The sequence below is a fragment of the Thermomonospora catenispora genome, assembly GCF_006363815.1.
GTDB classification, from domain to species: Bacteria; Actinomycetota; Actinomycetes; order Streptosporangiales; family Streptosporangiaceae; genus Thermomonospora; species Thermomonospora catenispora.
Genome location: NZ_RRYT01000001.1, coordinates 71723 through 97952, shown reverse-complemented (window position 1 = coordinate 97952; position 26230 = coordinate 71723). Strand labels below are relative to the sequence as shown.

Genomic DNA, 26230 nt, shown 5'->3' with positions numbered 1-26230 from the left:
TGACGCAGCCGGGACCCGGGGTGATGCCCGGGCTTGAGCCTGCGGCCGCGGACGAGCCGCCGCGGTCCGGTGGTGCGGCGCCGTGGAACGGGGCCGCGCTGCAGATGCAGCTCGACGCCTTTCTGGGGCAGCAGGACCAGCGGCTGATCGCCTTCCGTCGCGACCTGCACATGCATCCCGAGCTCGGGTACGCCGAGCGGCGCACCACCGGGCGGATCGTCGCCGCGCTGACCGAGGCCGGGCTGCGGCCCCGGGTGCTGCCCAAGGGCACCGGGGTGATCTGTGACATCGGGACCGCCGACGGGCCCACGGTGGCGCTGCGCGCCGACATCGACGCGCTGCCGCTGATGGACGAGAAGGACGTGCCCTACCGGTCGACCGTGCCGGGGGTGGCGCACGCCTGCGGGCACGACGTGCACACCACGATCGTGCTGGGCACCGGGCTGTTCCTGGCCCAGCAGGCCGCCGCCGGGCTGCTGCCGGGCCGGGTGCGGCTGCTGTTCCAGCCCGCCGAGGAGAACCCCGGCGGCGCCCTGGACGTCATGGCCGCCGGCGGGCTGGCCGGGGTGGACCGGGTGTTCGCGCTGCACTGCGACCCGCGGATCGAGGTCGGCCAGCTGGGGCTGCGGGCCGGGCCGATCACCGCCGCCTGCGACAAGGTGTACGTCAAGGTCACCGGGCCCGGGGGGCACACCGCCCGGCCGCATCTGACCGCCGACCTGGTGTACGCGCTGGCCAAGATCGTCACCGAGCTGCCCGCCGCGCTGTCCCGCCGGGTCGACCCGCGCTCCAGCCTGTCGCTGGTGTGGGGGCGGGTGGCCGCCGGGTCGGTGGCCAACGCCATCCCCGACGACGGCATCGCCGAGGGCACCGTGCGCTGCCTGGACGACGAGGCCTGGCACAAGGCGCCGGAGATGATGAAGGCGCTGCTGGATTCGGTGGCCGCCGCCTATGACGTGGAGGCCTCCCTGGAGTACGTGCGGGGCGTCCCGCCGACCGTGAACGAGCCCGGCAGCGTGCAGATGTTCCGGGACGCCGCCACGCTGATGCTCGGCGAGGACGCGCCGGTGCCGACCCCGCAGAGCCTGGGCGGGGAGGACTTCGGCTGGTATCTGGAGTCCATCCCGGGGGCGCTGGCCCGCCTCGGCGTCCGCACCCCGGGCTCCTCTGAGGAGTACGACCTGCACCGCGGCGACTTCGACGTGGACGAGAGCTGCATCGGGGTGGGGGTGCGGGTCATGTCGGCCACCGCTCTGACCGCCCTGTGGGAGGGCCGCAACCCGGCCGCCGACGCCGTGCAGGACGCCGTCTCGGCCTGAGGGGCCGCCTGAGAGGGCGCCGCCCCGTCCGCGGGTGCGCGCCGTGCGCCCGGTCGGCTCGGGTGGGCGCACGGAACGCCGTGCCGCCCGGGCGTCCGCCTTCGGCGGTCCTCGATGCGGGCGATGCGCATCGCTCTCACCGGCGCCCGGTGTGCGACGTGCCCGGTGCCGCGCGGCCAGTGACGGTCCGGGCGCGCAGATCAGCGGCGGGTCGCCGGGTCGTGCGGGCCCAGGGGGCCGTCGGTGGGCGGATGACGCCTGTGGTGGCGGGTCCGGACGTGCGTCCGGGGGCGGTGGTGTGCGCATCCGGCGCAGACGCAGGGGACGTTGCGGCGTCTGCGGCGTGCCGGATGCCGGGACGGGACGGTGGAGGGAGCGGGCTCGGGCGGGGCCGTGCGGTCTTCGGACGCGGTGGCGGGAGGGAGCAGGGTCGCTTCCAGCCGTTGCATGAGCAGTAAGCCGATCAGCGCCGCCAGCGGGACGACCAATGCCGCGATGATCGTCTTCACCCCCTCTGCCCGGGACGTGCGCGGGGCGGTGCCGCATGCGGCACGTCCCGTCCTCGGTGCGCGTGGGCCCGTGGCGCGAACTGCGGGGTTCTGCGCTCGCAGACGTTCACCAAGAACCGTCATGGATCTGTGGTGTCACGGCGTACCTCAGAAAAAGAGCGTCAAACGTCCTGGTCGGACGCGGGCGCCGGAGGCCTCCGCCGCACGGGCTCGGGCGGGGAGTAATCGACGCCGAGCCGTGCGCTGATCTCTCGCAGGCACTCTTCGAACACCGGCTCCATGTCGCTGTAGGCGAAGTCGAGCTGGTGGAGGACCTCCATGCACAGCAGCCCGTACAGGCGGGTCCAGCAGGTCAGCATGACGTGCGCGGCCTCGGGCGGGAGGACCTCGTCGATCGCGGTGCAGTAGCGGCGCAGTTGCTCCAGCAGGGAGGGGGCGAGGTCGGCGGGGTCGGGGACGGGGAACCGCCGGGCCTTCCACAGCTCGACCGTCAGGTCCAGGAAGACCCGTTCGAATCGCCGTCCGGCGGCCACGCGCCGTGAAGGGGGCTCCTTGCCGGGCTCGGCGAGCGGACTGGCGAAGATCCATTGGAACTCGGCGGGGTGGGCGATCGCCCACCGTCGCATCGCCCGGGCGGCGGCCAGCAGTCGGCGGCCGGGCGGATCGTCGGCGCAGGCGTCGCGGGCGGCCTCCATCGCCGCGGTGAGCTCGGCGAAGAAGTCGGCGGTGACGGCTCCGACCAGTTCGTCGCGTCCGGCGAAGTAGTGGTACAGCGCGGGCCCGCTCATGCCCAGCTCCCGCGCCACCGCGTTGATCGTGACGGCCGTGGAGCCCTGGGCGACCAGCAGCCTGCGCACGGCCTCCCGGATCTCGGCCAGGGTCGCCCGGCGTGCTCGGTCCCGTCTGCTGGTGCCCGCCACCGTTCTCGTCGCCTCCTCTCGGCCCGGCCGTTGACATCTTAGACCCTCTATGTTTCCTTAATGTCTCTAAGGAAGCTTAATGACTCTAAGGAGAGCTGATGAGCCGACGCTCATGGCCGTGGCTCCTCCTGCTGACGGGGGCGGTCTGGTGGGGGTTGTCGTGGGCCGCCCGGCGCGGCGGCGGGGAGGAGACCGTCGAGGAGGCGGCGGGATGAGCCGTACCAGGCGCAACCCCCTGACGGCGGGCATCACCAAATACGCCCTGGAGGGGACGGTGACCGAGACCGGCCTGGTCACCCCGACGATGCGGCGGATCCGCCTGGTGGCCGACGAGCCGATCCCGTTCCCCTACCGGCCGGGACAGCATGTGCGGGTCCAGATCAACGACCCGCTGTCGGTCTACGGGATCCTCCGCCCGAGCCGGACGCTGCGGACGTACACCATCTGGGAGTATCTCCCCGAGGAACGGGAGCTGGAGCTGCGCGTCCACCTGTACGGCGGCGACGGCATCGGCCTGCGCTGGGCGCAGGAGGTCGCCGCCGGGGACCGCGTGACGTTCTGGTGGCCGCGGGGCGACTTCTTCACCCGGGAGGCCCCCTACCACGTCTTCATCGGAGAGGAGACCGCCTCCGCGGCCTTCGGGCCGATGCTCCGCGAGCTGGGACCGTCGGCACGGGTGTACGGGGTGGTGGAGAGCGCGGGTCCCGAGCACGACCCGCCGCTGCCCGGCCCCCATCGACTGCGCCGCGTGCATCGCAACGGCGCCTCGGCCGCCTCCTCCCGGCTGCTGGTCTCGGCGGTCGCCGATCTGCCGCTCCCGGACGAGCCGGGCGCCGCCTACGTGGCCGGCGAGGCCCGGACCTGCCAGATGGTGCGCGACCACCTGGTGCGCGAACGCGGCTGGGACCGCAGGGACGTCAAGGTCAAGCCGTTCTGGACCCCGGGCAAGTACGGCCTGCACTGAAGGCCCGGGGAGGACCCGGGGGCCCGTCCTCCGAAGGGCGACGCCCCTCCACGGCACCGGGCCCGCCCCGCCGGGCCCGGTCCTCCGGCGGAGACGAACGCTCCTCGTCCGGCGGGACGATGCCCGTGCACCGGACCGCCGGCCGGACGGCATGGCGCGATCGCCGGCCCCGTGCGCCCGGTGTGCCCGGCGGGTCGCTCGGAACGGCGAGAGGGCTCAGGACGGCGAGGGACCGGCGACGGCGGAGAGCAGGTCGGGCCGCAGGAACCCGCCGAGGCGCTGGTAGGGGATGGAGATCGTGGGCTGGCCGCAGGCGGTCTCCAGGCCGAGCGCCGGTCCGTCCGGCAGCACCTCCAGATGACGTCCGGTGAGCGCGAACTGGATCGCGGCGTTCTCCAGGGCGCCGGCATCGAGCTGCAGCGGCCGGCCGTCGGCGAAACAGGTGCCGGCGCCGAACTCCCGGAGCAGCTCTCCGAGCGTCGACAGACCCGCCGGACCGTGCGCCGACGGCGCCGGATGGTCGACCGGCCGCAGCACGGCGCCGGTCCGCAGATCCACGGTGACCGTGCGGTCGGAGTTCCAGGTGGGATGCCACAGCGCCCGCGAGTGGGACACGAGGTCGTAGCGGACCGAGAGATAACGCGGACCGTTCAGCCGTATCGAGGGCGTGACCTGCAGGGTGGTGTCCCGGGGGGACGCCCGCACCGCCTCCGGAGCCGGCCGCCAGCGCGCCCGAGGAGGCCAGCCCGAGCGCGGTGAGCGGGAACAACGCCGCCAGGGCGGTCGCCGCGCCCGCCAGCAGCCGCACTCCCCGGTGCTCCCATTCCGCACCGAAGGCGGCCGCCGCGACGCCCTCCAGTTCCTCGACGAACGCCGCCGCGCCCGGCGGGCGTTCTCACGGGTCCTTGGCCATCCCCCTGGCGATCAGCGGGCGCAACGGCTCCGGCACGTCCGCCACCGGCGCCGGAGCGCTCAGATGCGACCGCCGCAGCTCGGCGATCCCGCCGTCGAACGGCCGCCGCCCGGTCACGCACTCGAAGAACACGCAGGTCGCCGCGTACACGTCGGTCACCGGGGTGACGGGCTCGGACCGCCACTGCTCGAGCGCCATATAGGCGGGGGTGCCTCCGCCGCCCGCCTCGCCCGTGTACCGCGCGACGCCGAAGTCGATGAGCTTGCTGAGCCCGTCGGCCCGCACGATCACGTTGGCGGGCTTGTAGTCGCGATGGACCACGCCCAGGTGATGCGCGGCGGACAGCCCCAGCAGCGACCCTTTCAGCACGGTCAGGGCCGCCTCCGGCGCCAGCGCCCCGTGCTCGGCCAGGATCCGCTTGAGCGAGACCCCGTCCACGGCCTCCATCACGATCGCCGTGCCGTGCTCGCTGTGCACCAGCCGGTACAGCCGCGCCACGTGCGGGCTGTCGAGCTGCCCCAGCATCCGCGCCTCGTGCTCGAACTCGTCCTGATCCGCCTTCCGCGCCCCGGCGGTCAGGTACTTGATGGCCACCGGAGTCCCCGACTCCTCGTGGACGGCCAGGACGACCCGGCCCTGCCCGCCCCGCCCCAGCTCCTGAACCTCGCGGAACCCCGCCGCTCGCCACTCGGTCACTCGCACAGTGTGCTGAGCGACGGCGGCCGATGCCGGCTTTCTCCCTGTGAGATCCTCCGGGAGGAGAGCATGCCCGGCCCGAGCGTCGCCCGGTCGCCGGCGGGAGAGCGCCGGTCACGGGCTCGGACGCGGGCCATGCGGCCGGACGACGGCGGGAACCCTGCCGCCGGGCGGCTGAAGACCGGCGGACGTGGGTCCGCCGTCCCGCTCACCGGGATCGGGGCTTGTCCTCACGCCCCTTGGCGTGGCATGCGGATCGGCCGGTCCCATCCGGGCCGCATCCCGGATCAGACCCGCGGGCCGGGAGCGGGATCCGCTGTTCAGGCGGGGAGATCCGTTCTGCATGAACGCCTTCGACGACGTCGCCCGACGGGAAGGCGGTCATGACGGCGGCGTCCACGGCGGCCGTGCCGAATCGGCCGCCATGCCCGGTTGGGCGTTCGGGACGGCGAAGATCCCGCCTCCGGGCGCCCCGGATCGACCGGCGGCGCCTCGCCGTCCTGTTCGCTGAGATCAAGTCTGGTCACCACGACCTCCGCCATGGTGCGGTCGGCTTGAATCCGGCCCCTCCGGGGAGGGCGGCCCTGGCCGCTGAGCGTTCGAAACGGGGGTGAGATCTGCCATGCGGGCAGAGGGGACGATGGGGGCTGTCGACGGCGCCGCCTGGCGCAAGAGCAGCCGCAGCGGTTCCCACGGCAACTGCGTCGAGCTGGCCGGTGCACCGGGCGTCGTCGCCGTCAGGGACGGCAAGAACCCCGACGCCGGGCATCTGCGGATCAGCCGGCGGGGGTTCGCGGTTCTGCTGAACGAGGTCAAGGCCGGTCGTCACGACCTGTGACGCGGCGCGGGGCCGGCGTGCCCTGTGCGGTGCTCTCCGGACGGGGCGGCTCCGCTCCGGGCGGGGGCCGGTCCCGGCCGCGGCGGTCTCCGGGTGGGGCGGGCCCGCCGTGCAGGCGGGGGAGGCCGTGATGGGCCTCTTCGGCGGCACGGCCCGGGGCGGGAGCGGTCACGGCGGCGGGTACGGCGAGTGCGTGGAGCCGGCCGCCGTGCCCGGCGAAGCCGGTGTCCGGGACGGCGGGAATCCCGAGACGGGCATTTCCGGACCGGCGGGCGGGCCCTCACGTCCTGCCCGGGGAGATCGAGGCCGTTCGCCGTTCGCGGCGAGGGAGCGGCGGGTTCCGCCTGAACCGACCGGGGATCGGATCTCTTTTCCTGACGGGATTTCGGGCGGCGGATGATGACGGCGGCGGGGCCGAAACGATGAGCCCCGACCGTATTGCCCTACTGCGCAATGAACGCATTGTCCCGCCGGGGACAACATTGCAGCCTTGATGCTCCTACCTCGCAGAACACGCCACCCACCACCATGTGGACCGGATCTGCGCGGCCCTCGCGCATCAGCTTTCCCGCCCACATGAATGGAGTGTCATGAGCGACATGCTGCCCTTGCGCTGGCGCAGAAGCACCTACTGCGGCCCCGACCAGATCAATTGCGTCGAGTTGGCCGTCGCTTTGAATTCGGGGCGCGCCGAGCGGCGTGACGGCGTCCATAACGGCGTCGGATGCGGCGGCCGCAGGGAATCGGCCGTCACCGGCGGCGTTCTCGCCGTTCGGGACGGCAAGGACCCCCGCGGTCCCGTCCTGCTGCTGGACCGTCGCGCGGCGGCGGAGCTCCTGGCCTCGATCAAGACCGGCGAGCACGACGTGTAGCCGGCCGCCCGGCCGCACCCCCTGCCCCTTCCCCGCCGGGAAGGGGGTGCGAGCCCGTCCGGACCGCCGTCCGGGCACGCCTTCCCGAGACTGCCCGCGCCGCCCCACCGGCCGCGCGCATCGCTCCGCCGCCGCGGCCGGCACGCCGCAGGGCCCCTGACCTGCGATGTCCGTGGCGCCTGTAGTCCAATGAGGGTGGGAGGTGGCTCATCGTGGGGGGTTCCGCCGATCGCAGGCCCGGTGGAGGGTCGTTATGGGTCGCGCCGCTGACGGAGGCCCAGGCGGAGCGGCTGAAGGAGCGGATATACGCGACGATCACCATCGTCGCCGTTCTCATGGGGCTCTTCCGGTCCCCGGACGTGTCCCACGCCGATGCCGCGTTGGTGGTCGTGATCACCGCGGGCGGGCTGTGGGGGGCGATGTTCACCGCCGACTGGCAGGTCTACCGGATCGTTCACGGCGTCCATCCGCACGGCCCGGACCGGCGCCGCATGGCCTACGTCACCGCTCCGCTGCTGTCGTCCGCCGTCCTGCCGCTGGTCTTGATCTGCCTGTCCGCCCTCGGCGTGATGAGGCTCGGGGCCGCGTTGCTGACGGCCGCCGTGGCCAACACCGCGGGGCTGTTCCTGTGGGGCCTGGTCGGCGGGATGCGGATGGGCGCGCGGCCGGCCGGGGCGGCCGTGACGGGCCTGTTCAACCTCGGCATCGGCGCGCTCATCATCTTCGTCAAGTTCCTGGTCGACGACTGAAGACCGGTGCCGGGCCGGGCGGCGGACCGCCCGCCGGGGGCCCGGACCGGGCGGGACGTCCGCCGGAGGGGAGTCGCCGGGGCCGGCTCGATGACCGCTCCGGCCTGCGCGTTCCTCCCCGGCCTGAGAGCCGGGGCCTCTCTGTGGAGGGTGAGGGAACGGCCCCGGCCGGGTCGGCCGGGGCCGCGGTGCGGGTGTGCGGTCAGCGGTGATGCTTGATGTAGACCACCCCGCTGGTGTGGCCGCGGTGACCGCGGTGGGCGCTGCGCACCGCCAGGTGGACGGTGATGCGGCGGTTGCTGCGGTTGGAGAACACGCGTCCGCGCCCGCCCTCGCGCAGGACGATCTGGTGACGGTGGACGCGGAACGCCACCGGCCGGTGACCGGAGCGCCGGTTGTAGACGTACACCGAGGAACGCGCCGGCACGGTGAACCGCAGGCAGCGGTTGTTCCAGCCGCGGGCCGGGACGTGGCAGCGGAAGCTCAGCGTCTTGGCGTGGCTGCGCGGGTGGCCGTGGCCCGGGCCGTACGGGTGGTAGTGGCTGTACGACTGCGGCTTCCGGTGGTCGGCTGCGGTCGTGGCGGCGGCCTGGGCGGTGGCCGGACCGGCGGCGACCGTCATCGCCGTGGCGGCGGCCAGCAGCGCGCCTGCCAGACGCTTACGGACAGCTGACATGATCCCCCCTTGCTCTAGGTGATGAGGGCACTGCGAAAAGTAACAAGGGGGTGTTCGGCGCCACGCTGGCATTGCGTGGAGATGACCAAGGCGCCGCCGGTCTGTTATCTGCGACCGCCGTGAGGTCGGGAAAGTCCGGGATGTGACCCCCTTCGGGGGGCCCGCCTCCCCAGGGCGGTCCCCCCGAAGGGTCCGCGTCATTCGGTGCGCAGGTTGTCAGGGGAGGCGGCGCCGGTCAGCAGTCGGCGGGAGGCGGCGGTGACGGCGGCCGCGGCGCCGATCCCCAGCAGCGCCATCAGCACGGCCCGGCCCAGCGGCCAGGCGATGACGAACGCCGTCGGTTCGGACGCCGCCACGGCGAACGTCCCCGTGCCGAGCAGCCCGGCGAACGCGGCCACCGCGCAGACCGGCGCGCCGGCGATCAGCGCCTGCCGCTGGGCGGTCTGCCGCAGGGCGGCCGTCGGCGTTCCGGACGCCGCCAGCGCCGCCAGCGACCGGCGGCTCTCCAGCAGCCATTCGGCGCGGTGCACCACCAGCGCGGTGGCGGCCACCGCCAGCGCCAGCAGCAGCGCCGAGTCCACCAGGGCGAAGCTGACCAGCCAGAACGGGTCGTTGGAGGAGCCCTCCTCCAGCATGTCGCCCAGCACCTCGGCCTGGATGGTGCCGGCCCCCGTGCCGAACAGCACCACCAGACCGACCACCGACAGGGCCCGGCCCCATGGCCGCGGGTCGTCCTGCAGGATCCGCGCGGCCAGCAGCGTCTGCGGGGCGCGGGCGCGTCGGGCCGCGAGACGGGCCGACTCCCACACCAGGCGGCCGCCGGCGGTCATCAGCCCGACGACGGTGAGGACGGCGCCGGCGATCTGCGGCGACAGCGCGAACCCCTCGGGAAGGAACGACACCGCGGCCAGCATGATCAGGCCCGCGCCCAGCGGCAGCAGGGCGACGGCGCGCGGGGGCGGCCGGTGCGCCCGCCGGCCGACGCCCAGCGGCGAGGTCACCACATGCCGGGCGGCCAGCAGGCCGGTGACCGTTCCGGCCACCGCCACCGCCGCCGCCACCAGGGGGACGAGCCACACCGGCACCGCGTAGCGGGCGGTGTCGCGGACCGACAGCGCGGCCATCGCCCCCTGCTGGCAGGCCACGTATCCGACGACGCCGAGCACCGCGCCGGTCACGCTGACGCGCAGCGCCTCGGCCGCGGCGATCAGGCGCGCCTCCTGCGGGGTGGCGCCGGCCAGTCGCAGCGCCGCCAGCCGGCGTTCCCGGATCGCCTGGGCGATCCGCCCGGCCTGGTGCAGCAGCGCCAGCGGAGGGATCACCAGCAGCGCCAGGGCCAGCGCGGTGCCGCCGCGCAGCCCCTCCTCGGTGACCAGCCCGGCCCAGGAGCCGGTGGTGGTGCCGCGGATGGCCAGCAGGTTCCCGGCGCCCAGCAGGAAGAACGCGGCCAGCGCGACGGCGGCGATCATCAGGCGGCGGACGCGCCGGTCGGCGCGGGAGGCGCCGCGGGACAGCATTCCGGCGACGGTCAGGGCGGGGCTCATCGGGTCACCTCCGGCAGCGTCGCGTCCATCCCCCACGGCGGGCCGCCCGTTCCGGCCGGTCCGGCGGGCTCGACCGGGTCGACCAGGCGACCGTCGCGCACGATGACCTCCCGGTCGGCGTAGGCGGCGACCTGGTTGTCGTGGGTGACCAGCACCAGGGTGGCCCGCCGGGAGCGGACCGCGCCCAGCAGCTGGGCCAGGACCTGCTCGCCGGCGATGGTGTCCAGCGCGCCGGTCGGCTCGTCGGCGAAGATCACCGATGGCTCGCCGGCCAGCGCCCGGGCGACCGCGACCCGCTGGATCTGCCCGCCGGACAGGTCGCCGGGCCGCAGACGGGCGCATTCGCCCGCCCCGACGCGGTCGAGCCACTCGGCGGCGGCGGTGTGGGCGGCCTCGCGCTCGGCGCCGGCGAGCATCAGCGGCAGCGCGATGTTCTCGGCGGCGGTCAGTTCGGGCACCAGATGCCCGAACTGCAGCACCACGCCGAAGTTGTCGCGGCGCAGCCGGGTGCGGGCCTCCTCGTCCAGCCGGTCCAGCCGGGTGCCGCCGAACCGGACCTCTCCGGCGTCGGGCCGGATGATCCCGGCCAGGCAGTGCAGCAGCGTCGACTTGCCCGATCCGCTGGGGCCGGTGATCGCGACGACCTCGCCGGCGTCGATCGTCAGCGACAGGCCGCGCAGGGCGGGGGTGGGGCCGAAGGATTTGGCTATGTCACGGGCTTCCAGTACGGGTGGCATCAGGTGATCTCCTTGGTGAGGTCCGCCAGACGGCGGGCGGCCAGCTCCATCCATCTCAGGTCGGCGTCCAGGTGCAGCAGGGCGTGGTCGGCGGCCAGCAGCCGGGCCGTGGTGCGGGCGGGATCGGTCTTGACCGCCGTCAGCTCCCGCATCCGCGCCAGGTGGGCGGCGCGTTGGCGGTCCAGGTAGCGCTGCGGGTCCTCGCCGGCGATCAGGGCCAGCACCAGGCGGGTGAACAGCGCCCCGGTGACGTAGGGGGCGGGCGGCTCGACCTCGCTCAGCCAGGAGCGGATGCGCTCGCGGCCCTTGTCGGTGAGCCGGTAGACGGTGCGCTCGGGGCCGCCGTCGCTGAGGGTCTCGGCGACCGCGACCAGTCCGTCCCGCTCCAGCCGCTGGAGCGTGGAGTACACCTGCCCGTAGGCGACGGGTTTGGCGCCGGGCAGTCGCTCGTCGTGCTCGCGTTTGAGCTCGTATCCGTGCTTGGGCCGTTCCGTCAGCAGCCCCAGCAGGATGTGCGGAATCGACATGGGGGGACTATACACTCGGTGTATGTACTGAGTGAATAGTCGCTCGGAGGAGGACACACGGAAGCATCCCCCGAGCGACCTCCGCCTTTCCCCGCCTTCCCCGCCCTTCCCCGTCCTCCTCCGCCGAGGGGGCGTCGAGAGCGCTCCGGGCCGGGATCGAGGGCCGGCCGTCGACGTCCCCCCGCAGCCCGAACCATGATCGGTTTCCGCCGGTCTAACACGGCGGACCGGACGTGTTCGACGGAACAGGAAAGGGCACACGGTGGGGGACTGGCGGATCGACGGCTTCCAGGAGATCCGTGAGCTGGGCAGGGGCGCCCAGGGCAGGGTCGTGCTCGCCCGGCACATCGAGTCGGGAACCCCGGTGGCGATCAAGTACGTGCGGGCCGAGAACACCGAGGAGCTGCGACAGGAGGCGATGCTGCTCGGCCGGGTCACCGATCCGCACGTGGCGCGGCTGTACCGGCTGGTGCACAGCGAGCACGGCGCGGCGATCGTGATGGAGGCGGTCAACGGAGTCTCGCTCAAGCGGGTGCTGGCCGAGCACGGGGCGCTGGGACCGGAGGCGGCGCTGGTGGTGCTCAAGGGCTCGCTGCTGGGACTGGCCGCAGCCCACGCCGTGGGGGTCGTCCACCGCGACTACAAGCCCGCCAACGTGATCGTGCAGGCCGACGGGCTCAGCAAGCTCATCGACTTCGGGATCGCGGTGCCGGCGGGAGCGGGCGACCGCTCGGGCACCCCCGCCTACATGGCGCCCGAGCAGTGGGCCGGGGGGAGCGCCGCCCCCGCCACCGACGTGTACGCCGCGACCTGCGTGTTCTTCGAGTGCGTGACGGGCCGCCGCCCGTACGAGGGAAGCATCGAGGAGCTGCGGGCGCTGCACGTCGGCGCCCCGATCCCCGCGGAGGAGATGCCCCGGCCGCTGCGGGGCCTGGTGGAGCGCGGCATGGCCAAGGACCCCGTGCAGCGCCCGCCGGGCGCGGCGGCGTTCGTGGCCGAGCTGGACGCGATCGCGGCGGCCGAGTACGGCCCCGACTGGGAGGAACGCGGCGTCCGCACCCTCGCGGGGGCGGCGGTGGCGCTGGCGTCGCTGTTCCCGCTGGCGGCGCTCGGCGGCGCCCACGTCTCGGCCGCGGGCTCGGCCGCCGCGGGCTCGGCNGCCGCGGGCTCGGCCGCCGCGGGGGCCGCCGCCGGGGGAGCGGCGGTGGGCGGCGCGACGGGCGGCGCGGCCGGCGGGGCCGCGCTGGGCGGCGTCTCGAGCGTGGCCGCCGCGGCGGGGGGAGGCGGCCTGCTCGCCGGCGCCGGGGCCAAGGTGGCGCTGGCCGTGGCCGGAGCGGGGGTGGTCGCCGGGGCCGGCGGCTTCGTGGTCGCGAACGCCCCCGCCAAGCCCGCCGCCCCGCCGGAGCGGCCGGTCGCGGTGGCCGCCGCCGTTCAGAACCAGACCTACACCGACGTCCCTCTGCAGATCCGCAACGCCCGGTACGCGCAGGTCAGCGGGCTCGGCGACGCTCAGCGGCAGCAGCGGATCAACCAGGCGCTCCGGCAGCCGCTGGATTGGTGGATCTCCTGGATGCGCGATGCCACCCGGAGCAATCGCGACTTGTGCACCGGCACCAGCTACATCAACTCCGATGTACGGGTCGGGCTGCGCGGCCCCACCCTGGTCTCCGTCCGCTATGAGATCAGCGGTGATCTGTGCTACCCCGCCGACGGGACCCTGCCGTCGTGGGCGGTCACCGTGAACGTCAAGACCGGCCGGGCGCTGACCGCGGCCGACGTCTTCCGCCCCGAGACGCTCACCGGCCGCGGCATCTCCACCCTGCTGAGCCGCATGACCGCCACCGAGGGCATCTTCGAGTCGGGCGGCTGCGCCTCCGATTACTCGGTCGGCCGGGCCGACTTCTTCCCGTCCGAGCCCCAGGGCCTGGACATGGAGTACCCGCCGCACATGACCGTGTTCTTCACCCCCGACCGCTTCGAGCTCATCTGGTCGACAGAGGGCAGCGCCTGCATCTTCGACCTGTTCCACGCCCCCTACGACAGGGTCCGTGATCTGCTCAAGCCCGAGATCGTCGCTCTCCTCCCCGGCGCCTCGCCCACGCCGCAGCGTTCCTGAGACGGCGACGACGACGATGGAGCAAGCTGTGATCATGAGCGATGCCCACGGAACCGACGAGGAGCTCGAGCGGCGGGCCCGCGCCAACGCGGAGGCGCTGCGCGAGGAGCTGACCGAGACGCTGCGCGTCAGGCTGGCCGCCGCCGGCTGGCAGGGGCCGATCATGCTGGAGGAGACCCCGGAGTGGGCCCAGGACGACTCCACCGCCGGCTACCACTGGTTCACGCTGAACACGCCCGCCTGGAACGAGGACGAGGGCGCCCACGTCCAGGTGCCGGGGGTGCCGCTGGAGACGGTGCGCGCCGAGCCGGCGGACGGACGGTGGCCGCTGCGGTACGAGGGCGAGGGATGGGCCTGGGAGGAGCTGGTGGCCCATCTCGCCGACGAGGCCGCCCCGTGGGAGACGTTCCGCCTCAACATCCGCGCCTTCCTCGCCGACGTGGTCGCCCAGGGCGGGCCGCCGGAGGTCCTGGAGGCCGACCTCGAGGTCAACGTGGACGCGGCGAGCGGGAACCGGGAGCCCTACTGGGTGCCCGTCGCCGGGTCACGGATCCTCGTCGCGGTCTCCGACGACGTCGACGCCCGCGGGTCCGGCCGGAAGGTCTTCGTCAACCACATCCCGCTGCCCTGGCCGGACGCCGTGCGAGACTTCATCCGCCGGGCCGAGTGGATGGCCGCCCATCCCGACGTCGTCGCCGGTCCGGGATGGAACGAGGAGTTCTGGCGGCTGGAGGACCAGGGGGTCTGAATCCTCCGTCGCGCCGGCCGATCGGGGCAGGGCGGCGGCGATGGCGTCCAGGACGCGTTCCAGGCCGTAGGCGAAACGCTCGTCGTCGTCCATGTGCGGCTGGCGGGCGTACAGGACGATCTTGCTGAAGACCGGGTAGTCCCCGCTGTCGAGGATGTGGCGGATGTACGGTCCGGAGCGGGCCATCCACTGCTCGCGGGTGGTGCCGGTGCGGCGCTCCTCCTCGATCCAAGCCGCCTCCTCGCGGACGAACCCGGTCACATAGCCCTGGAAGATCCCGAACAGGGCCATCATCTCGTCGACCGGCACCCCGAGCCGGTCGAGGGCGCCCATGCCGAACTCCAGGAAGCGCAGCGTGTTCGGGCCGAAGATGTGGCGCACCCCCCGAACGTCGGTGAACCACGGGTGGCGCCGGGAGACCGCGCGCAGGGCGTGCGCCAGGCGGGTGAGGTCGGCGCGCCAGTCGTCGGAGGGCTCATCGGGCAGGTCCAGCTCGCCGTAGACGGCGTCGACCATCAGGTTGATCAGGTCTTCCCGGCTCGGCACGTAGCGGTACAGCGACATGGCGCCCGCGCCGATCTCGGCCGCCACCCGGCGCATCGAGGCGGCCTCCAGCCCTTCGGCGTCGGCGATCCGGATCGCGGCCGCGGTGATCTGCGCCCTGCTGTAGGCCGGGCGCGGTCCCCGGGCCGGGCGCTCCGGTCGCAGCCAGATGATGTCGGGCGCGTCGTCGCCCACGTCGTTCTCCTCCTCCGGCGAACGGGTTGCGTACATCGTACTCAGTTCTTACCCTGACCGTGCACAATAACCGCGTACGGTGTACTCAGAACGGAGTCGCGATGACTGGACCGATCGTCGTCGCCGAAGGGCTGTACAAGCGCTTCGGCGACGTCCGCGCGCTGCGCGGCCTGGACCTGACGGTGCCGCCCGGCGCCGTCTGCGCGCTGCTGGGGCCCAACGGTTCCGGTCAGACTATTGAGACCAGAGACCCCAAGGTAACACGCGGCCCCGCCGCACGCCCCGTCACGCGGCCCGCCCAGCCGCGACGGCCCCCGCGCGCACTGGCAGGCGACTCGCGGCACGCGGCCAGACATGCGGCAACCCCCGTCCGCTCCCCTCTGGCGGACGGGGGTTGGTCTGACCCGTGCTGAGGCTAGGAACTGCCCAGCCTCAGCGCGGCGCGTGCGGCGGCGGTGTACTCGATCGTGTGACCGTCCCGCGTCAGGTCATCGTGAATCCACCACCAGTGAATTTCGCACCACGCGCTTTCATCGGCGGTGACCACGATCGCGGGCACCGGCCGATCACCGTGGATCGCCGCGTCACAGGTGACGCCATTCGGGGCGGCGTGTACGCGGTAGCCGCTCATGCCAGGCTCCAAGCGCCCGACACCGCGCGGCGCATAGGGGCCGCGACCCTGCGGGGCACTCTGGCAGCGCTGCGCATCTTCGGCGGGCTGGACGGCTGGGCGGGGCGGCCGTGTCCGGTCCGGGCGTGCCGGGCGGGTTCGGTGCCATGACCGATACCGCCAGATCCGAACCATGCGTCTACCTCGCCGATGCGTGCCAGTAGTTCAACCGCGCTGGCCGCTTCAATGTGACCGTCCCAGTACCGGCCGCGAGGGATGGCCCACAGATGGCCGGTGAAGTGGCCGAACCACACCACCCAACGGCCGCCCGTCTGCCGCTGGACATTGCGGGCGATCTCGTCACCCAGGGCACGCGGGATACGCTCTCCCATAACCACGCTCCGTTCGTGGCCAGGCCCCGGAACCCCCCGGCGCGTCACCGCCGGGCCGGGGCCGCTTGCATGTCTGGAGGGCAGCCTACGCGGAGTTACGCAGAGATCGGAAGAGAATAGAAGCGCACGGAACGGAAGCATTGCGTCCAGTTCCGTAGCGTTGTGGCATGGCCCAGCTTGACGGCATCGCACCGCTACGCGATCAACTCGCGGCGGTGATCACGGCGCGTATCGAGTCCGGGGAGTACCCGCCAGGGTCCAAGCTGCCCACCGCGCAGCAGCTTGCCGACGAATTCGAGATCAGCGCCCGGACCGTCACGGACGCTTTGGCGATCCTCCGCGAACGCGGGCTACTCATAGGCGTCAGGGGTCGCGGCGTGTTCGTGTCGCCCGACATCCGGCCAGCCGACACGCCCCAGCCGGACAACGGCTAGAGCATCGCCGCACAACCCCCGAAACGACGAAACGCCCCGAGCAACCTCCCGCTACTCGCGGGGACGCTCGGGGCGTTTCGCCGTGCCGGCTACTCGCGGGAGCGGGACGCGGCGAGCGTGATCCGCTCCGCCTCGCTCACGACCATCCCGCCGGGCGTTGCAAGCTCCGGCCGGTCAAGGGTGATCGCAGCGGCCTGCGCTTCCCACGTCCGCGCCTCCGCGGCGGACATCCGGCCGGAATGCGTCAGCTCCGCGATTAGATCACCGATCAGTTCCCAAAGCGCATCCACCTTTGCGGCTTCCGGCATGCGGAATTCGATAGGCTTGCAAGCCATGGGGGTTACCTCCCTAGCAGGTCGATCCCCTAGGCCCCGGGCGGTGTTGCCGCACCGTTCCGGGGCCGTCTCGTGTGCGCTATGAGAGCACCACAAGATCCCCGCGTCAAGTGGGTTCGCGGCGACCACAGCAGCCATATGTGAGCCGCTAACGCACCCCCGGCGATGCGCGGCGGGAACGCCCCGTGTCTCCGATGCGGCGACAGTTCTCTACAGCGGTAAGCGCGTCGCCTGCCGCGTAAACCGGAAACACCCCGTGTCACCGCTCGCGTGAACGCAGGCGACACCCCCGTAAACACGAAATGCGCCCCGGGGCTACACACCCCAGGGCGCATTTACACGCGTGAATTCCCACGCGACACAACGTCAACGGCACCGGCGACATTCCGCCGGCCCGGCTGTGCACACGCGGCACGGCATTTACGCGGTACCGCGATTGCGGTTACACGCGGCACGGCCCCGCGCGTTCGCGGCGACACCCGCGCACCCGCCCGCACCCCTCCGCGCTCACGCGCTGTGACCCCCGGTCCGCGACTCTGCGTCACGGAGAGAGAGACGGGAGGACGGCGGCGGGGGCGCCCGGCCTTGTCCGTCCAAAAAACCGCAGGTACGAGGCGTTACCGCAGGTCAGACGGGGGCGGCGGTCGCAAGCGGAGGCGGTGACGCTGCGTAACGCCCGCTGCGGACCGCCTCGCGGCAGTGTGCGCGGAGCGTGAACGTTGACGTTGACACGCGGAGGCGACACGCGGCACACGGAGGCGACACCCATAGGCGGCACGACACGCGACGGCGATAGTGTCACGTGACATATGGCGTTACCATGCCGCACAAACGCCAATACGCGGCGGACCGCATTGCAGCCCGCCGCGTATTGGCGTTCACGTCAGCCGATCATGCACCGCCACCGATGAACGACTTGATCGCACCCGTCGTGTCGACCAGCGCACCGTCAACGCGCCACAGGGCGCGGAACGTCACCATGTCGCGGTCAAACGCGAAATCGTCCGAGCGCTCAAAGCGCATCTCCCGGACCGACCGCACAACATACCGAGACCAGTCACCGAACAGAATCGACTTCGCCCCAGGGGCAACTGTGGGCATGTTCGGGTCAACGAACACTGGCCGGCCCAGCAGCGTGCCCGCGGCCCCGGTACCGGGCGGAATATCCACGTCGAAAAGATACCGACCCTGGTTGTCCTTAAGCTTGCGCACGGCCGCAAGCGTCGCATTGGACATCAACCACCCCGCTGCCTGCGAACGGGCGTACGGCTCCGCCACACTGTGATACAGGTCGATAAGCTCGTCGGCGGTCGGGGCCGGACCCGCGCCGGTCACACCAACGGTCGCGGCGGTGAGCACCCCGGAGGGCTGACCGGAACCCGTGCCCGCGATAAAGTGCGCCCCGGCACCGTTCGCAAGGGCTTGTGCCGCCTCGCGGGCAAGAAAATCGAGCAGATCGAACGCGGTGTCGTTGGCCAGCTCGCCCGAGACCTGTACCAGGAAGCCGTACTTGTAGCTTCGCAGCGTCACCGGAGCCACGCCAGGATCCGACATGGGGATCTGGGCACCCTCGGGAACAATGCTGGCGGTACTCAAGGCAGTGGATGCGGGGATGACGAGGTCTTCCCCGGTCTCCGTGGTAACGACCGTCGCACCGGCCGCGAGAATGGCGGACATCTCCGTAAGGTGCATGACCAGCCGGTTAAAGAACGTCGTACCGGTCAGGCCACCGCCGGTCCCGGTGGTGATGCTGCGACGCTCGATGCCCGGCTGAAAACCGGACCTGGCATCCCGCCATTCCACGGTGATCGGCTCACGGCTGTTACGCGCGATGCGATCACGAAATTCCGCAGCAAGCATGGTGTCGGTCGCCGTCATATTCCTCGCTCCCGGCTCCTGGCCAAGGATCTTGGCAAAGGTCTCCTGCGTTTCCTTGGCTCGCCGCTCTTTTTCGATCAGCTCTTGCATCCTCGCATCTAGAGCTTCCACAAGCTCCTTGTGGGCGTCGAATTCTGCTTCCTCCGCCGTGGTGAGGTCGCGGCGTTCGCCGTCTGCTCGATCCAGGATCGCTTTAGCAGATCGCCACGCTTGCATGCGCCGCTCGTGGAGCCGCCTCACAAGCTCGCTCATACCGCTTATCCTTTACGGTCGTGCTGTTTCCACTAGCGGCGTTGGGGTCACCCTGCGCCAAACTTCGCGGCATCGCAAAAACCGGCATGCCGCAGGCCGGATAGGCGTTCGGTCAGTGGGTTGCGCCCTGCTGGCCGGAAGCCCTTTTCAAACGGGACGCGGCGTTTTTTTCGATCCGGCCGCCGCGGGACCCGGGTAGCGGGTGTGGGTCGCACTGCCCGCAATGAAGTCCGAAACCGTGCCGCCCGATCAGCCGGGCAGATCACAGGAAATAGCGCCGCTAACATCACGTTCCATCTCAGCGATAATGCGGCGCTGCCGGTCGTCCACCTCCGCGACCGTCGCGGCCAAGACGGCAAAGAACTGTGCGAGCCGCGAAGAATAACCGACCCACCGATCCCGGCTTTCCGCCATGACGATTATCAGGGACCGCCGTTCAACGGTTGTCAGGTCAGCGATCGCGGCGTGAAGATCATGCATTGCTTTCTCAACCCCCCGTAGGGCCGCGCCCCCGCCGGAAGTGAACCGGCCGCACCGGAACAGAACCGGCACGGCCGGCACCGGCTGAATGGGTGCATGCCTCCCGCCATGCGGCGGAAGCCTCATCCGGACCGCGCGCCGCAATTCGCGAGCGGTCCGGTAAGTCTCGTTACTGCGTTGCCCACGCCTCCGTGCGGGCCGCACCGGAGAACCCAGCCGATGCGGCCCGCGCGCCGCGAACCGAGGGGTTCCGCGCTTCGGGAGATACCGCAACATGGAACAGGGCGGGTCACCCCGCCCCGTCTTCCGCCGCGAAGCGGAAGCCTTTCGCGGACCACGCACCGCGATTCGCGGGCGGTCCGTCAAGTCTTAGAAGTCGGTTCCCATGCCCTCATCCGCCGCGCCTCCGCGAGGACGTTCGGCGGATCGTCAGCGCGAATGCCGCCGAGGACATCGCCATAGATGCGAGCGTGTACCGTCGCGGCAGGTTCGAAGTCCGGAAGCTCGATAACGCACCTCCGCATTGCTCGTATCCGCTGCGGAGCTGGTAGCCCACGACCCCGCAGGGCGACCGAAAAAGGGCCGTGGGCTACCGGCAGATTTCCGGCAGTGCCCGGATGGTACGGGCATGTGCAGATTACCCGCTGCACCCCGGGGGCTTTGTGCCGCTTTTTTGCGGTCTTAACAAAAAAAGCCCCGCCCGGACCGCCGGCGCGCGCCTGGCCTCGCGCGCCAGCCCCCGGACGGGGCGAAACATACTTGCCCGAACGGCTGGCCAGCGCCGACATGAATTCCCAGGCAAGGAGGTCTATTAAGTTATCCCTCCCAACCGGGGTAAATGTTCGATATCCCTTGTACCATTCTCATAGGAAAGCAAGCGTGGAACGGCAGCGCGAAAACGGCTGAGCGGTCCCCACAGACGCGAAAACCCCCGGACCTGTGGAAGTCCGGGGGTGCCACCAGTCGGCCGTCTGCGGCCGTTTCAGCGCCCTCTAGTGCCCACTGGTCACGGTGCCCCGCGCTTCGCGGGCCGCCTCGCGCTTGCGCTGACGGTAGGCGCGCACCCGGCACGCGGCGGAACACCACAGTGTTTGGCGGCCGTCCAGCCACGCGCCGCAGTGCGCGCAATCCTCGCGGCGAAAGTCCGGGTCGCTTGCCACCGTCGCATCACCTCCCAAAGCGGGTGTTACGAATCTCGGATGGTATGTTCGCGTTCCCGGTACTACGCTATAGATTATGTGTTAGTTGAGAAAGCGCGAACATACCGCCGGACTTTTGTAACACACGAAAAATGCGGCCCGGCTCCGCCTCCGCATGGCGGAGTTGCCGGGCCGCGAACGCACTACACCCCAGCCGCGTACCGCGCTCGGACCTGCGCGCGATACCGCGCACGCCTACGCGTGCGACTGCGCCCCTCACGACATGTGACGCTGCACAAGATCGCCCGCGTGCCGCGAGGATCGAACGCACGACCGCAATGCACACAAGCCTTCACGCCGCCCCCTTCACACCGCGAACCGCACCGGCCGCATACCCGGAATGATCCGGCCGCACCGTGCGATCATGTGGCGCGACCGCTCCCACGCGTCTTCCTACGGAGTGCCGCGGTTCGCACGGCAATCCAGGCGTCGGCATTCGTGGGAGCAGTACACCGGGAAGCGGTCACCGTAGTAGGCGAGCCTGGCGGGGTTGGCGCATCCCGCGCGATGGCACGCGGGCGCATCCTCGCGGACCTTGACGACCACAGGGCATCCCTCCGCGAAATCGTGACGTGCGGGCAGTGGTGTTCTCACTCCCCAGCCGCGCAAATGTTCACCCGATTTGTTTCATATCCCCCGCGACGGCCGGCCCGGAACCGATATGCTCGCCGTGCGGCGCTGTACGGGCCGCAGACGCGCGACCGACCCCCGCCCGGTTTCCGGGGTATGGGACTGGTCATCCTCGCGGTTCTCGGCGGTTTTCCGGGCCGTCTGGGCGGCCGTTCCGGCGATGCCTCGCGGCCGTGCCTCCGCGAGGCTGGGCGGTCGGCGCGGCGAGCGTGCCCGCCCCGGCATCCCCGCGCGGCGAGGCTTCGCGTCCCGCCGCCCCGCGGAGGGGGGCGGCCCGCTGACCTGCGGCCATGACGGAATGACGAAATGACTTTGAGTTGGGTTTGTCCTTATAGCGCTATAGGTAGTACCCGACCTCTTGTCATTTCGTCATTTCGCCATCGCTCTTGACGGAGCGTCTAGCGGCATCCTACTCTCTGTGACCATGCGTGAGTGGGGCAGCCCGCCCCACGGAGGGGTAAGGCACTGACCTGCGGAAATGACAAAGTGACGAAATGAAAGCGAGTTGGGTTTAACTCTATAGCGCTATAGGTAGTACCCGACCGCTCGTCATTTCGTCACTTCGTCATCCTCCCTCGACAGAACGTCTAGCGGCGCTCCACCCTCCGTGACGGTGCGCGGGCAGACGGCCCCGGCACCCCTCCGCGAGCCGGGGCCGCGTGGCGCGGCCGTGCGTGATGCTCGCGGCCGTGCCCGCGACGGTCGGCGCGGCCGTGCCTCGCGGACCGCTGCCAGGCTCCGCCGACACGACGAACCCCCGGCGGCACCCTCTGCGGGTCACCGGGGGTCGTCTGCGGCCGTCTGCGGGCCGCTCAGTGCGCTATGGGCAGGCTATGCGGCGGTGTCCACCTGGAGCCGCACGCCCCGCACGCTCGCCGCGTTCCGGGCCGCGTCCGCCGCCGGGGTGTTGAGCGTCGTCTCCTCGGTCGCGATGGCGTCCAACGTGTCCGCCACCGCCAGCGCGTCAGGGTTGGTGATCTCCACCGTTACGCGGTCCGCGACCGTGAGCCCCGGGGCCGCCTTGCGGACCGTCACGCGGACACCCGCCATGCGCAGCAGCGCCCGCCGCGCGGAATCGTCCGGGGCCGCGTGCCAGTCCTCCGCGAACGTGGTCGGGGCCGGAACCCACGTCGCTTCACCCGCGCGCGCCTGCTGTTCCTCCAGCTTTGCGAGCCGCTTGTTAGTCGCGGTGAGCTGGGCCATCACCGCGTCCCACGCGGGAGAACCGGCGGGCAGCGTGACGAGCGCTTCGGAAAGCGACTCGACGGCCGCCCGGTCGCGTGCGATTTCCGCGGACACGTCCGCGACTTCGGCCGCCTTGATCAGGGGCCGGAACGCGCCGATAGCGGCGAGCACTTCGGAAGCCACGTAGGGCTCAATCAGCTTGTCCGCGATGAACGCATGGGCCGTGCAATCCTTGTTGGCGCATCGGTACGTGCTGTAGCCCTTGTTGCGGTGAAAGTTGGTGTACATCGCGTGACCGCACCCCGCGCATTCCGCGATGTGCAAAAGCATGGTGTCTGTGGCGCGCGCACCCATGGGGACGCTACGGGATTTGAGCGCTTCGCGCACGCGGAGGTGTTCCGCCTCAGAGATCAGTTCCGGGCCGACCTTGACCACGCGGCCCTCCGCGTCCAGCACGGGTCGCAGATCCTTAGCGCGAGCCTTGACGCGCTTGCCGTTCGCGTCCGTTTTCTCATGCTGCGGACGCGGGTCATGCATGAGCGTTCCGGTAAGGGTCGGGCTCATGAGCAGATCCTTAAGGGCGGTCGCGGTCCACTTCGGAAGCTTGCCGGTACGCGAGTTCTCCGGAGGCCGGCCCCGTTGCACGCGCCCATACGCGGACGGGGCCAAAACACCCGCCGCGTTCAGCTCGTCCACAAGCGTTTCAATTCGCGTCCCCGCGATCACGCGGCGGACCATTTCGCGGACACGCGGGCCGGTCTCCGGATCAATGTCGAGGTATTTACCGCCGTCCCGCTTGACGATCCGGAACCCGTACGGTGCCTTACCACCCGGCCAGCGGCCTTGCTTGCGGAGCCGGTCTTTCGCGGTGACCGTGCGGGCAATGATCATGTCGCGCTCAATTTCCGCGATGGCCGCCATGATCTTTCCGACCGTCGCGGAACCGCCCGGCGAGAGAACGCCATCGGTGGTGATGCCCTCCGCACCTGCGAGAGAAAGCGCGGCCATGAACCGGCCGAATTCGATCATCGAACGGGCGAAACGGTCCAGCTTCCACGCCAGCACGTAGCGGACGCGGCGCGCGGCGAGCAGGTCCAGCACGCGGGACATGCCGGGCCGGTCCTCCAGTCGCGTTGCCCCAGACACGTCAACGTCTTCGTACACCGCGATCACTCGCCACCCCATGCGGGCCGCGTACTCCTCACACAACTCCCGCTGCGACTCGACAGACGTGGAGTCGTCCGCGTCCCGCGACAGACGGATGTAGATCACGACCGCCGGGCGGTCATAGGTAATGGCGGATTCCGCGAGCGTCGGCACGGTCATGTGTGCGTCTCCCCAGCTAGGCGGGCTACCGGGGGCGTTGTCACTCCCAGCGGCCCGGGTGTTCGGCTGAGGTCCCAACAGGTCTGTCCGGGGGGCCGGCAAGACCACGACGGTGCGGATCCTGGCCACCCTCGCCCGCCCCGACGCCGGGCGCGCCCGGATCGCCGGGCACGACGTGGTGCGCGAGGCCGACCGGGTGCGCGCCCTCATCGGGCTGGCCGGGCAGTACGCCGCCGTGGACGAGCGGCTGACCGGCCGGGAGAACCTGCAGATGTTCGGCCGCCTGCACCACCTGTCCCGGGCGCGGGCCCGGCGGCGCGCCGACGAGCTGCTGGAACGCTTCGGCCTGACGGAGGCGGCCGACCGGGTGGCGGGCACCTACTCCGGCGGGATGCGCCGCCGCCTGGACCTGATCGCCAGCCTGCTCGTCACCCCGCGGGTGCTGTTCCTGGACGAGCCCACCACCGGGCTGGACCCCCGCAGCCGCGGCGAGATCTGGGACGCCGTCCGCGCGCTGGCGGCCGACGGCACCACCGTGCTGCTCACCACCCAGTACCTGGAGGAGGCCGACCGGCTCGCCGACGACGTCGTGGTGATCGACCACGGCCGGGTGATCGGCCAGGGCACGCCCGAGGAGCTCAAGGCCGACCTCGGCGGCCGGATCGAGGTGGAGCTGGCCGACGCCGACGCGCTGCCCGCGGCGTCGGCCGTGCTGGCCCGCATCACCGGAACCGACCCCGCGGCGTCCGACCAGCGCCGGCTGACCGCCCCGGCCCCGGCCGACCTGCGGCTCGCCGACGCCGTCCGCGAGCTCGACCGCGCCGGGATCGCCCTCGCCGACATCGCCCTGCGCCGTCCGTCCCTGGACGAGGTCTTCCTGCACCTGACCGGCCGGACCGCCCGGGAGACGGACGCCGCCGCGACCGAGGGGGAGGCCGCCTGATGGGCACGTCGCTGCGCTGGACGATCACGGACGGTCTCACTCTGGTCGAGCGGGAGCTGCGCCAGATGCGGCACGAGCCCGGCGAACTGGTCGCGTCGCTGATCTTCCCCGCCCTGATGGTGCTGATGTTCGGCTACATCATGGGCAGCGCGATCAAGGTGCCCGGAGGGGGCGGCTACCGCGAGTACCTGATGCCGGGGCTGTTCGCGATGATCACCTTCAGCTCGATGATGGCGATGACCCTCAAGGTGGCCACCGACGCCTCGCGCGGGGTGATGGACCGGCTCCGCTCACTGCCGATGTCGCGGCTGGCGGTGCCGTTCGGCCAGACCGGCGCGGACGTGCCGTCCGGGCTGCTCAATTTGAGCATCATGGCGGGGATGGGCCTGCTGGTCGGCTGGCGGCCCCACGAGGGGCCGCTGCGCGCCCTGGCGGCGTTCGCGCTGCTGGTGCTGCTGCGGTACGCGCTGAGCTGGGTGGGCTGCTACCTGGGGTTCCGGGTCAAGAACGAGCAGGTCGCCGACCAGATGGTGCCGCTGCTGTTCCCGATCACCATGCTGTCCAACGCGTTCGTGCCCACCGAGGGGATGCCGGCCGTGCTGCGCGTGATCGCCGACTGGAACCCGGTCAGCGCCGCCACCGCCGCCTGCCGTGACCTGTTCGGCAATCCCGGCGCCCCCACGGCCGACGCCGCCTGGCCCGTGGCCCACCCGATCCTCGCCACGATCGGCTGGTCCGTGCTGCTGATGGCGATCTTCATGCCGCTGTCCCTGCGCGCCTACCAGCGGCGGTCCTGACCGCCCGGCCGCCCCGGCGGCCGCCGGGAGGTCTCCGGCGGCCGTCAGGTGGCCACGGCGCGGAGGGTGCCGGGACGGCGGCCGGTGAGCCGGTCCAGGGCCGTGGAGGCGGACTCGTCGGCCGGGAGGTAGGCGAGCAGGCGCTGGCCGTCGTCGGCGGACACGGCGAGGGTCTCGTACGCCAGGCGCAGCTCGCCGGCCTCCGGATGGACGAGGCGGAGGACGCCGGTGCGCGGGGGCGGGCTCGGGACGCCCTGCAGACGGGAGGTGAACGGGGCGCCCACCACCAGGGACAGCTCGTCGATGAACGCCGCCGCGTGCGGGTCGTTCCCGGTGGTCTCGGTGCGCAGGCAGGCGACCTGCTCGTCGGCGACCCGGTCCCACTCGGGATAGGCGGCGCGGGCCCGCGGATCGGTGAACACATGGCGGGTCACGTTGGGCGGGTCGCCGTCCAGCAGCCCGAGCGGCCCGGTGAGGCGTTCGAAGGCCACGGTGTGGGCGAGGACGTCGTTCAGCCGGTTGAGGACGACGGCGGGAGTGGGCTCGAGGCGCTCCAGCAGGGCCCGCAGGGTCGGGCGGACGGTGCGGGACGGCGGCTGCGCCCGGAACATGCACATGCCGGGGCCGTGCATCGCCTTGGCCGTGCGGTGCAGGATCTCCCGGTCGGCGGTGGACAGCCGCAGCGCGTCGGCCAGCGCCCCGAGGACCTGGAACGACGGATTCCGGTCGCGTCCCTGCTCGAGGCGGGTCAGGTACTCCACGCTGATCCCGGCGAGGGTGGCCAGCTCCGACCGGCGCAGCCCGGGGGTGCGCCGGCGGGGACCGGTCGGCAGCCCCACCTGGTCGGGGGTGATCGCCTCGCGACGGGACCTGATGAACTCGCCCAGCTCGTTGCCGCTCATG

At 71.7% G+C, this 26230-nt stretch carries 23 protein-coding genes and 1 pseudogene; 10 read left to right on the top strand and 14 right to left on the bottom strand.

Features of this window, described 5'->3' with window-relative positions; genetic code table 11:
• The first annotated feature begins 104 nt into the window (after positions 1-104).
• Positions 105-1319 (top strand): amidohydrolase, encoded by a 1215-nt coding sequence (locus tag EIO00_RS00440; RefSeq protein WP_140175042.1) that lies wholly within the window; start codon positions 105-107, stop codon positions 1317-1319.
• A gap of 670 nt (positions 1320-1989) precedes the next feature.
• Here EIO00_RS00440 and EIO00_RS00435 read toward each other — a convergent pair.
• Positions 1990-2748: a TetR/AcrR family transcriptional regulator gene (locus EIO00_RS00435; protein WP_140174581.1), complete on the bottom strand. Its 759-nt coding sequence runs from the start codon at positions 2746-2748 to the stop codon at positions 1990-1992.
• 211 nt (positions 2749-2959) lie between these two features.
• Here EIO00_RS00435 and EIO00_RS00430 point away from each other — a divergent pair, with 211 nt between their 5' ends.
• Positions 2960-3712, top strand: coding sequence for a siderophore-interacting protein (locus EIO00_RS00430; protein WP_140174579.1), 753 nt, complete (start codon positions 2960-2962; stop codon positions 3710-3712).
• Between the two features lie 216 nt (positions 3713-3928).
• Here EIO00_RS00430 and EIO00_RS24695 read toward each other — a convergent pair whose 3' ends face one another.
• Together EIO00_RS24695 and EIO00_RS24690 are read right to left on the bottom strand one after the other, a co-directional pair.
• Positions 3929-4417: a hypothetical protein gene (locus EIO00_RS24695; RefSeq protein WP_206664000.1), complete on the bottom strand. Its 489-nt coding sequence runs from the start codon at positions 4415-4417 to the stop codon at positions 3929-3931.
• 190 nt (positions 4418-4607) lie between these two features.
• Complete coding sequence (locus EIO00_RS24690; protein WP_206663999.1) at positions 4608-5321, bottom strand: serine/threonine-protein kinase; 714 nt, start codon at positions 5319-5321, stop codon at positions 4608-4610.
• 640 nt (positions 5322-5961) lie between these two features.
• Between EIO00_RS24690 and EIO00_RS00420 the strand changes: the two genes are divergently transcribed.
• The 3 genes from EIO00_RS00420 (at position 5962) to EIO00_RS00410 (ending at position 7780) form a co-directional block, all read left to right on the top strand.
• Positions 5962-6159 carry a DUF397 domain-containing protein gene (locus EIO00_RS00420; protein WP_140174577.1) on the top strand — a complete coding sequence of 66 codons (198 nt, stop codon included), beginning with the start codon at positions 5962-5964 and terminating at the stop codon, positions 6157-6159.
• 590 nt (positions 6160-6749) lie between these two features.
• Positions 6750-7031, top strand: a complete 282-nt coding sequence (locus EIO00_RS00415; RefSeq protein WP_140174575.1) for a DUF397 domain-containing protein — start codon at positions 6750-6752, stop codon at positions 7029-7031.
• Positions 7032-7243: 212 nt separating this feature from the next.
• A complete protein-coding gene (locus EIO00_RS00410) occupies positions 7244-7780 on the top strand; it encodes a hypothetical protein (RefSeq protein ID WP_206663998.1) in 537 nt (178 codons plus the stop codon).
• A 202-nt stretch (positions 7781-7982) separates the two neighbouring features.
• Here EIO00_RS00410 and EIO00_RS00405 read toward each other — a convergent pair whose 3' ends face one another.
• From EIO00_RS00405 to EIO00_RS00390, 4 genes are all read right to left on the bottom strand, one after another.
• Positions 7983-8456, bottom strand: coding sequence for a hypothetical protein (locus EIO00_RS00405; protein ID WP_140174573.1), 474 nt, complete (start codon positions 8454-8456; stop codon positions 7983-7985).
• Between the two features lie 197 nt (positions 8457-8653).
• On the bottom strand, positions 8654-10000 hold the full coding sequence (locus tag EIO00_RS00400) for an FtsX-like permease family protein (RefSeq protein WP_140174571.1): 1347 nt from the start codon (positions 9998-10000) through the stop codon (positions 8654-8656).
• The gene (locus tag EIO00_RS00395) at positions 9997-10737 is read right to left on the bottom strand and encodes an ABC transporter ATP-binding protein (RefSeq protein WP_140174569.1); all 741 of its coding nucleotides are present in this window, start codon (positions 10735-10737) and stop codon (positions 9997-9999) included. Before EIO00_RS00395 ends, EIO00_RS00400 begins: the two co-directional genes overlap by 4 nt.
• Entirely contained in the window at positions 10737-11264 is a 528-nt protein-coding gene (locus tag EIO00_RS00390) for a PadR family transcriptional regulator (RefSeq protein WP_140174567.1), read from the bottom strand. Before EIO00_RS00390 ends, EIO00_RS00395 begins: the two co-directional genes overlap by 1 nt.
• A gap of 262 nt (positions 11265-11526) precedes the next feature.
• On the opposite strand from EIO00_RS00390, the gene EIO00_RS24920 reads away from it, so the two are divergent.
• A complete protein-coding gene (locus tag EIO00_RS24920) occupies positions 11527-13380 on the top strand; it encodes a serine/threonine-protein kinase (protein ID WP_241661031.1) in 1854 nt (617 codons plus the stop codon).
• 544 nt (positions 13381-13924) lie between these two features.
• On the opposite strand, the gene EIO00_RS00380 is transcribed toward EIO00_RS24920, so the two are convergent.
• On the bottom strand, positions 13925-14902 hold the full coding sequence (locus EIO00_RS00380; protein ID WP_140174565.1) for a TetR/AcrR family transcriptional regulator: 978 nt from the start codon (positions 14900-14902) through the stop codon (positions 13925-13927).
• A 65-nt stretch (positions 14903-14967) separates the two neighbouring features.
• On the opposite strand from EIO00_RS00380, the gene EIO00_RS25475 reads away from it, so the two are divergent.
• Positions 14968-15279 (top strand): hypothetical protein, encoded by a 312-nt coding sequence (locus EIO00_RS25475; RefSeq protein ID WP_277752841.1) that lies wholly within the window; start codon positions 14968-14970, stop codon positions 15277-15279.
• 2 nt (positions 15280-15281) lie between these two features.
• Here EIO00_RS25475 and EIO00_RS00370 read toward each other — a convergent pair whose 3' ends face one another.
• Positions 15282-15497, bottom strand: a complete 216-nt coding sequence (locus EIO00_RS00370; RefSeq protein WP_140174563.1) for a hypothetical protein — start codon at positions 15495-15497, stop codon at positions 15282-15284.
• Positions 15498-16035: 538 nt separating this feature from the next.
• Between EIO00_RS00370 and EIO00_RS00365 the strand changes: the two genes are divergently transcribed.
• Positions 16036-16302 carry a winged helix-turn-helix domain-containing protein gene (locus EIO00_RS00365; RefSeq protein WP_140174561.1) on the top strand — a complete coding sequence of 89 codons (267 nt, stop codon included), beginning with the start codon at positions 16036-16038 and terminating at the stop codon, positions 16300-16302.
• Between the two features lie 89 nt (positions 16303-16391).
• Here the strand turns inward: EIO00_RS00365 and EIO00_RS00360 are convergent, their stop codons facing one another.
• The 4 genes from EIO00_RS00360 to EIO00_RS00345 all read right to left on the bottom strand — a co-directional run bounded on the left by EIO00_RS00360 (position 16392) and on the right by EIO00_RS00345 (position 23587).
• The gene (locus tag EIO00_RS00360) at positions 16392-16637 is read right to left on the bottom strand and encodes a hypothetical protein (RefSeq protein WP_140174559.1); all 246 of its coding nucleotides are present in this window, start codon (positions 16635-16637) and stop codon (positions 16392-16394) included.
• An 891-nt stretch (positions 16638-17528) separates the two neighbouring features.
• Positions 17529-18767 (bottom strand): phage major capsid protein, encoded by a 1239-nt coding sequence (locus EIO00_RS00355; RefSeq protein ID WP_140174557.1) that lies wholly within the window; start codon positions 18765-18767, stop codon positions 17529-17531.
• 249 nt (positions 18768-19016) lie between these two features.
• On the bottom strand, positions 19017-19247 hold the full coding sequence (locus tag EIO00_RS00350) for a hypothetical protein (RefSeq protein WP_140174555.1): 231 nt from the start codon (positions 19245-19247) through the stop codon (positions 19017-19019).
• A 2660-nt stretch (positions 19248-21907) separates the two neighbouring features.
• On the bottom strand, positions 21908-23587 hold the full coding sequence (locus tag EIO00_RS00345) for a recombinase family protein (protein ID WP_140174553.1): 1680 nt from the start codon (positions 23585-23587) through the stop codon (positions 21908-21910).
• A gap of 70 nt (positions 23588-23657) precedes the next feature.
• Here EIO00_RS00345 and EIO00_RS00340 point away from each other — a divergent pair.
• Both EIO00_RS00340 and EIO00_RS00335 read left to right on the top strand, forming a co-directional pair.
• Positions 23658-24530: pseudogene (locus tag EIO00_RS00340) on the top strand (ATP-binding cassette domain-containing protein); the annotation flags it as partial.
• Positions 24530-25327, top strand: coding sequence for an ABC transporter permease (locus tag EIO00_RS00335; protein WP_140174549.1), 798 nt, complete (start codon positions 24530-24532; stop codon positions 25325-25327). The pseudogene EIO00_RS00340 and the gene EIO00_RS00335, both read left to right, overlap by 1 nt.
• A 44-nt stretch (positions 25328-25371) precedes the next feature.
• Here EIO00_RS00335 and EIO00_RS00330 read toward each other — a convergent pair whose 3' ends face one another.
• Positions 25372-26229: a helix-turn-helix domain-containing protein gene (locus EIO00_RS00330; RefSeq protein ID WP_140174547.1), complete on the bottom strand. Its 858-nt coding sequence runs from the start codon at positions 26227-26229 to the stop codon at positions 25372-25374.
• Position 26230: the final 1 nt, after the last annotated feature.